This window comes from uncultured Brachyspira sp., assembly GCF_934747485.1.
Lineage (GTDB): Bacteria > Spirochaetota > Brachyspiria > Brachyspirales > Brachyspiraceae > Brachyspira.
The window spans coordinates 1-8,015 of the sequence record NZ_CAKVGN010000099.1 but is presented as its reverse complement, the minus strand read 5'-3'; the positions used below and the strand labels follow the sequence as shown (position 1 = coordinate 8,015).

At 28.5% G+C, this 8,015-nt stretch carries 5 protein-coding genes and 1 pseudogene; 2 read left to right on the top strand and 4 right to left on the bottom strand.

Annotated elements, in window-relative coordinates; genetic code table 11:
• The first annotated feature begins 155 nt into the window (after window positions 1-155).
• Window positions 156-1,208, top strand: coding sequence for a DegT/DnrJ/EryC1/StrS family aminotransferase (locus tag Q0H31_RS12580; protein WP_295298706.1), 1,053 nt, complete (start codon window positions 156-158; stop codon window positions 1,206-1,208).
• 191 nt (window positions 1,209-1,399) lie between these two features.
• Here the strand turns inward: Q0H31_RS12580 and Q0H31_RS12575 are convergent, their stop codons facing one another.
• From Q0H31_RS12575 to dnaN, 4 genes are all read right to left on the bottom strand, one after another.
• The gene (locus Q0H31_RS12575) at window positions 1,400-2,242 is read right to left on the bottom strand and encodes a toxin A (protein ID WP_295298704.1); all 843 of its coding nucleotides are present in this window, start codon (window positions 2,240-2,242) and stop codon (window positions 1,400-1,402) included.
• A gap of 145 nt (window positions 2,243-2,387) precedes the next feature.
• Window positions 2,388-3,878 (bottom strand): hypothetical protein, encoded by a 1,491-nt coding sequence (locus Q0H31_RS12570; protein ID WP_295298702.1) that lies wholly within the window; start codon window positions 3,876-3,878, stop codon window positions 2,388-2,390.
• 21 nt (window positions 3,879-3,899) lie between these two features.
• Complete coding sequence (locus Q0H31_RS12565) at window positions 3,900-4,784, bottom strand: hypothetical protein (RefSeq protein WP_295298700.1); 885 nt, start codon at window positions 4,782-4,784, stop codon at window positions 3,900-3,902.
• Window positions 4,785-5,689: 905 nt separating this feature from the next.
• Window positions 5,690-6,817, bottom strand: a complete 1,128-nt coding sequence (gene dnaN / locus Q0H31_RS12560) for a DNA polymerase III subunit beta (RefSeq protein WP_295298698.1) — start codon at window positions 6,815-6,817, stop codon at window positions 5,690-5,692.
• Window positions 6,818-7,012: 195 nt separating this feature from the next.
• Between dnaN and Q0H31_RS12555 the strand changes: the two are divergent.
• Window positions 7,013-7,939: pseudogene (locus Q0H31_RS12555) on the top strand (hypothetical protein); the annotation flags it as partial.
• Window positions 7,940-8,015: the final 76 nt, after the last annotated feature.

Genomic DNA, 8,015 nt, shown 5'->3' with positions numbered 1-8,015 from the left:
TTAGCTATTTATATTATAAGGAATACCTACTTTATTTTAACTAAAAAACGTGCAATATCTATGGCTCCTAAACATAACATATTTATAAAGTATATTGAAAATTCTTGTATTTAATATATTATAGTATCAAACAAAAAAATATATGAGGAAGAAAATTGATACGTCATTCTAGACCTACTATAAGAAAAAAAGATTTGGAATCTGCTTTAAGGGTAATGATTAGCGATAATCTTGCCACTGGAGATATTATATATGAATTTGAAAGAACTTTTGCGAGTTATTTCGGCAAGAGTTTTTCTGCTATATTTGTAAACAGCGGTACTAGTGCTTTAGAATTAATATTAAGACATTTAAATGTTGGAGAGGGTGATGAGGTTATTATGTCATCTTTTCTAAATAGCTCACCTCTTCAGGTTGTAACAAACCTTAAGGCTACTCCTGTATTAATAGATATAGATGAAGACAGTTTTCAAATTTCTATGGATAATGTTATAGAGGCTATTAATGAAAAGACTAAGGCTATTATAGTTTCGCATATGTTTGGAAATTGTGCTTTAATTGATGAACTTGCAGATATTAAAGTACCTGTTATAGAAGATGCTTCACATAGTTTGGGTGGTAAATACAGAGATACTTTGCTTGGAAGCTTTGGAGATTATGCTTATTTTTCATTATCTGCTACAAGAATGATTACTTCTGGCGGTGCGGGCGGAATGATACTTACCAAAAAAAAAGGAATGGATGCCATAAGAGATATTATTAATTATGATAAAAAAGATAATTTTATTCAGAGGTTTAATTATTGTGCTACAGATTTGCAGGCTTCTATAGGTATGGAAGAACTTAAACATCTTGAGAGAATGGTTGAGGTGAGGGCCGATATTGCTTCTTTTTATGACAGTGCTATATTAGAAAGCAATTTAATAAAACTATCTATGCATGACAGCGAAAGTCCTTCTTATTATAGATATGTTTGTATGCTTAATGGTTCTATGAATATTTACGATGTAATAAAGATGTTTGAGCGTCATAATGTTGAAGTGGCTAGACCGATATTTAAGCCTTTGCATCAGTATTTGAACTTGCCTAATGAGGATTTCCCTAATACTGAAAATGCATACTTAAAAAGCATATCTTTTCCAATATATCCAACATTACAAAAAAGTGAGGCAGAGCTTATTTGTAAGCTTATAAAACAAATAAGATAAAGTGGTATTAAACTTGTTTTAAAAATATTATTTAGAGTATATCTAAACAGCTATATTTTTTATTTTACTTTTTCGAGAAATAAAAAAGTATAAATGTTTTATATATTAGTAATATCAAATAAAACTAACAAACTTAACAATTTTTTACTTAATTTTTCTCAATGGCTTTGAAAATGGGTATATTAAAATATTTAAATAATTTTAAATACCAAACCTGCATTCATATTAAAATAAAGCTTTCCTGTATATGAAGGGTGGGATATATATTGCCCTATTTTTAAGTTTACTTCAGTATAGAATCTGCTTAAAAACTCATATTCAAAATGAGCATAAGCCCCTATAGAATGCCAAAGCTGTTTTGTGTTATTCATATAAGCTAACATATAATTTATTCCTACTGAGAGAGGTGATAAATCAAATAATATCATGCTGTCAAGCTTATAGGATATATCATTTTGGTCTCTTACAAGAAGCAATTCATAGTCCAAATGATATTTTCCATTATTAACATATGCATATTTGAATGTTAAGCCTGCCTGTAGTATTAAGCCTGTGCCATCAAAAAGGTTATTAAACAGAGGAAGCATGAAAGTAGGAGTTACTTCTGCTTCAAAAGATACATTATCTGTTTTTAATGCTTTATTTATAGCATTAGTGTCAACTGCAATATTTGAACTGTCAAAATTAATGAATCCTCTTTTTCCGGCTGTATAATAATTAACTAAAGATACATTTGCATTTATATTAAAATATTTTGAAATAGAAGAATCTACATATATATTAAGCTTATTTCTTTCAGCATCTAAATGGTCGCTTATACCTACATCTGTTCTCACACCTTCCCATATATAGCCCGGAAAAACATCTGTAATAAATCTATAAAATAAAGATAATTTTCCGCCGCCGTCTAAGTATGGAAAGAAATATCCATCTAAATCGCCTCTAATATATAGCCCGGGCTGTATAGTGGTTTGGGCATGCAGTATAGGTGTAATAATTAAATATATAACAATTAAAAACTTTATTAACTTCATTTACAAAACAAAAAAATAATATGAGTTATATTATATAATATATTAAAAAAAATTGCATATTTGTTTAAAAAAAGGGGGATAAGTTTGAAGCAACCTATCCCCTGAACACATTTATTTAGTAGAAAAATTGAAAAAAGATAATGTCTTATAGTCTATAAGAGAGCTGAGCACCCCAAGAATCTATATTTAATAAACTTGTTGATGTAGTAGTAGTACCAGCAGTACCAGCACGAGCAGCTAAGAATAAGTCAATAAAGAAATCTTCACCAACTATGAAGCCCATACCAGTAAATAGATTCATTGTAGATTCAAAAGCATAGTTGAAAGATTTATATTTTCCGCCAGCTAATACTTCAGTTGAACCGCTAGTCATAGCGAAACCTAATCTGTAGCTAACACCAGCTCTAAACTCAAACCAATCAACAGGTTTGAAAGCAGTACCAAAAGGAAGCTCAATATAAGGAGTAGTTACCACTAATGAAGTTTTTGCTCCTGAAGTAGTAGTGTTTTCTAATGTAGTTTGGTCTGTAACTTCTGTTTTTTCTACAACTTTTACATTACCAGCATTTGTAACATTAATAGCTAAACCAACTTTTGGTTCCATTACTAATCTTACTCTGTCATCAGCTAAGCTCCATTCCAAAGTAGGATAAGCATTAATATCAGCATTCATATTAAATACTTTATCTTGATTTGTAACTGTGCTATTTTTAGTTTCTGCAGAAGGAATATTTGCATCAACATAAGTTATTTTTTCTGTAGAATAAGAATCATATTTTTGACCCATACCATATATGTCAAAGCCTAAAGTAAGTCCGAAGTTTAATCCAGTCATAGGACCAGCTGCTAAAGGCATATAAAACTCTGGAGCTATAGAAAGATTCATAGTGTTATTGCCTGTATTTGTAGAGCCTGTTTGTGATTCAGAAGAACTTACATCAGGAGTTTCTGTTTTTCTTAAAGTATATTGTTTTGTATAAGAGTTTCCAGCATCGTTTATAGTTAATCTTACAGGTACTTTTAATTTCATTTCACCAAATACTAAACCTACTGCTACTTCGTGTACCCACTGAGAGTTGCCTGTAGTATTTGTAATAGCTGTAAAGTTTTTATCATTAACAGGGTCAAAGCTTGTATATCCTTCTGATACTTGTTTGCTGTTTCCTCTTGCTATTAAATAGTGAATAGACACCATATCATTGATTTTGAATACTGGTCTAATAGCAAAAGTGGAACCTGTAATAGTATCTTTACCAAGAGTAATTCCATTTGCAGATGTTGTAGCACTATATGGATTATAGTCGGTTCTTGTTTCATTCATAGAATAAATACCAGCGATACCAACATACATAGCATTGTTTAATATAGGCATACCAAAGAATGCTTGTACAGCAGTAGAATCACTGGAGTTTAAACCGGGTACATAACCAGCTGAGAATATTGTTCTGTTTAAGTCGAATACATCTTTAGCATTTAATTTGTCGCTGTCTGTAGAAAACTCGCCTGCAGTAGCTCTTTTTACAGCAGAATTATCTAAATTATCTATAAAAGTATTCATATTAGCAGTAGGAATTTGTGCGAAAGAATATGCAAAAGTTATGCATAAAGCAGTAAGAATTAATATTAATTTTTTCATTTTTTAATCTCCGTTTTTATATTAGTAAACCCATAATTCATAAGTACAAGTGTCAATTTTTGTCCATGAACCAGTAGTTGGGGCAGATATTGTTATTGTTCCAGTAGAAGGTACTATTTTATTTTCTTGAATCTCTTTTGCCTGAATACCACCAGAAGATAGATTTTCTTTAATATTAGCCATTAAGTAATAGCTTTTTCCTGCATTAGCAGCAACATCTAATTGTATTGTAACAGTAGTATTAGCAGAAGTAAGAGTACCAGTAAGAGGTTTTTCTGACATTTTAGTAATATCTCCATAAGCATATCTTACTGTAAAAGTATCTCCAGCAATATAACTAGTAAGGTTATTAATTGTTACTGTATTATTATTTACAAAGTCATAAGTATAGTCTGTATATTCAGTAAGTTGTCTACCATTTTTATCAGTTACAGATACTATAGTTTTATTAAAAATAAAGTTATTATCACTTATTGTTATTGTAAGAGAACCACTACCACCGCTATAAGCACCTGTAATTTCTTTTTCAATCATAGGTAAAGCTGCTTTTTTACTATATTTATATGTAACAGTAGCACTTTGAGCAGCAGTATCACTAATAGTAAATTGATATATGCCGCCGTCTGCATTTTTAGTAATTGCTGATACAGTATTTGTTGTTGTAGTTCCTGTTGTTGTTGTTGTTACTTGAACTATTTCTGTTACTTTTTCTCCAGCTGATGCAAAAGTTGAAACATCTACAACACCAGTACTACCAGTAAGATTATTAGCATAACCTATTGTTGTTCCTGTTTCTATTTCTGTTGTTTGGCTTTTGTAAGCGTCTTGTGGCTTTGTTGCGTCGGCTCCGCAGCTTATAACGAATAATGATGATACAAGCATTAGAGCTAATAAAGTTTTTTTCATTTTTTTTCTCCTTGATTTTTTTTACTTTATTCAAATATTATTGTTATAATAATATCCGGCTATAGAATGGATTTTAAAAAAACAAAATGCAGCATACTTTTCAGTAATACTGCATTTTGTGTGTGCAATGGAAGTTTATAAATTTTTATAAAAAATGATATGAGATAATTATTAAAATTTGTAATTATAGAATTAGTGTAGTGTAGTGTAGTGTAGTGTAGTGTAGTGTAGTGTAGTGTAGTGTAGTGTAGTTACTCATAGTAATATCCCGATAACTATATCTGTGATTTCATGAGTAGTATTCTAATACAAAACTATTAAAAGTCAATTGAAAATTTGATATTTATTCAATTTTTTTTTAAAAAAATGATTTTTTTGTACACTTTTTTAAAAAATTTCTTAAATTTACAACAGAATATGTTTAAAATGTAAAATTTTTTCAGAAATATTATGAAATAATTGTTAAATAAAATATCTTTACTATTTTTTTAATTATACTAAATAATTATTATTTTATACTTTATGTTTTTTTTATAAAGTTTATTTTATATTTCAAAATTTATTTTAACTTTATTTGCTTTTTCTAATAAATCTGTTGAGCTTTTAAATGGTGTGTTATTGCTTGACCCTCTATCTCATATAGCATTATATTCTTTTTCTAAGCCCAATTTATTTTTTATTCTCATTTTAGTTTTTTAATTCTATAGATATATGATTATATTCTAATTTAAACGCAAAATAATATGGCTTTTTTAATTAGCAATCACTATTATATATACCTTTTAACTCTTTACCTTTTCTAACTATATGCTTTCCAAGATATTTTTTATAAATTCTTTTGTATGTTCTTTATAAAATTGTTTTCTACTTCAAACATATTAGCTAAAAATATATTATAATAACAATTACTCTTCACCGATACTCATAGGCATTATGATGAAATAATAATCCTCTCTCTCTATTTCTCGCACTACTGTAGGGCTTGAATCTTTATTCACCATAAATGTAACTATCTCAGAATCTATTTGCTTTATTACATCTTGAATATAAGTGTAATTATAAGCAACAGAATGCTCTTCTCCTGTGTATTTTATGTCTATCTCTTCTAAAGATTCTCCCATCTCTTGGTTTATACCTTTAACTTTTAAAGATTCCTCAGAAACAGTAAGTATCATTCTCTTAGAACGAACATCATTAATCATAGGAACTACTCTTCTAATAGCATCAAGTAAGTCATTTTTATTTACTCTAAAGCTATATGCAAACTCTTTTGGTATAACCTGCCTAAAGTTAGGATATTTTCCTTCTATTAAGCTTGATACAAAATCATATTTGCCGACTTGGAAATATACCTGCTGACCATCAACACCCATTTTTACCTGTTCAACATCATCATAGCTTGCAGTAACAAGTATTTCATTTAATACTTTAGGCTCTATAATTATAGAAAAAGAACCGGCATCAATTCCTTCAAATTCCCTTTCTATAATAGCCATTCTTCTTCCGTCTGTAGCAACTGCCAAAAATTTAGAGTCAGTTTTCTCAAAGCATATACCTCTTAAAGCAGGCTTAAAAGGTTCTTTAGCAATTGAAGATATAGTTTTATTAATCATAGTAACCAATTCTTTAGTAGGAAGCATTATATAATTAATATCACTATTGCTTTCAGGATAAGCAGGGAAATCATCTGTTTTCATTCCGATTATTAAGTGTTTAGTTTTACCATTTTCAGATTCTATATTAATTTTTTCATTTTCTTCAACATTTATAGTAATCATACCGTCAGGCATTTCTTTAAGTATAGAGCTTATTTTTTTGGCATATACTGCAACAGTACCTTCACCCTCACAATCATCAAGCATAATTCTGCTTCTTGCCCAAACAGAACCATCGGTAGCTGTTAATGTAAGCATATTGCCGGCAAGATGAAAAAGTACATTGCTTTCTATATTATATATTACTTTTCCTTCAACAACGTTTTCTGTAACTCCAATAGATTTTACTATATCTTTTTTTAAACATCTAAATTTCATCGCTTCCTCTTTTTTCTATAAAATTATAGCTTATGTAGTGTATTATTTTAACATAAAAAAGTTTTTTTACAATATACATAAACTATTATATTTTTGTGTTTAGCGTAAATAGTTTTATATCAATATATTTCATAATTGAAATTTTATTTATTTTCTTTTATTATAAAAAACTATAATACATACTGAGGTTAAAATATGAAAAATATTATTATTGCAATACTTGCTTTAGCAATAATTTCCTGCGGCGGCGGCGTAAACAAAGAAGCAAATCAAATAGAACAAAATACTCAAACATCACAAAACAACAATACACAAGTTCAAAATACTCAAACTAATACTTCAGATAATCAAAGCAAACAAACAAATAATCAAAAAGAATTCTTTGATATGAAATATGTATATAAAGGTATTAGAGCAGATAAAACAAAATTTGATGAGAAGCTTAAAAATTTAAGAGAAAATAATGTATATGCAAAAAGGAATTTTGATTTTCTTAATAGGAAATTTGCAAATGATGATGAAAGAAGAAAATATTCTATAGAGTTTATATCAAATGTTAATTATGCTGCATTAGATTTAGAATTCTTAATAAGCTGGGGTAACTGGGGTATATATAGTGAAGTTACAGATTATTATGCTGTTGGATATTTATATGTTGATCAAAATTTAGCATTAAAAAAAGCAAGGGAAGAATTATTAAAATTAAATAAAAAAGATGCTGATGTTTATTTAGCTTTATTCTTATCTCATTTTGCTTGCGATTCGCTTTATTATTTTGAAGAAGAGAAAAAATATTTAACAGAATGGAAAAAAGCAGGCGGCACTAATATCTCTATGATGATATCAAAGTATGACGATGAGAATGCTTATAGTAATAAAATGAAATTAGTTGATTATATAATAGAAGCTCCTGATTCTTTAAGAGCAGAAAAATTAGTTACTGATGCTTATAAAGATAATTTCTATAGATACATTGTAAAAGATAATGGATATATAGATTTATTCAATGAAAATAATTATTCTTTAACTTCAATTGAATTGGAAGGTACAGCCCGTTTATCTTCAGTAGAAATAGCAGAAGAAATAGGCAATACAAATATAATGAACAAATATATAAAAACTTAGGGGCTGTCCTAGATAACTAAAAAAGCTCCTTTTTTGCTAAATTATATATAATTTCCAATTGTTTTTCAACTTT

Excerpts from the sequence above, each read along its gene's own strand:
- Q0H31_RS12570 (WP_295298702.1), bottom strand. The coding sequence starts at position 3,878 with ATGAAAAAATTAATATTAATTCTTACTGCTTTATGCATAACTTTTGCA.
- Q0H31_RS12575 (WP_295298704.1), bottom strand. The coding sequence starts at position 2,242 with ATGAAGTTAATAAAGTTTTTAATTGTTATATATTTAATTATTACACCT.
- dnaN (WP_295298698.1), bottom strand. The coding sequence starts at position 6,817 with ATGAAATTTAGATGTTTAAAAAAAGATATAGTAAAATCTATTGGAGTT.
- Q0H31_RS12565 (WP_295298700.1), bottom strand. The coding sequence starts at position 4,784 with ATGAAAAAAACTTTATTAGCTCTAATGCTTGTATCATCATTATTCGTT.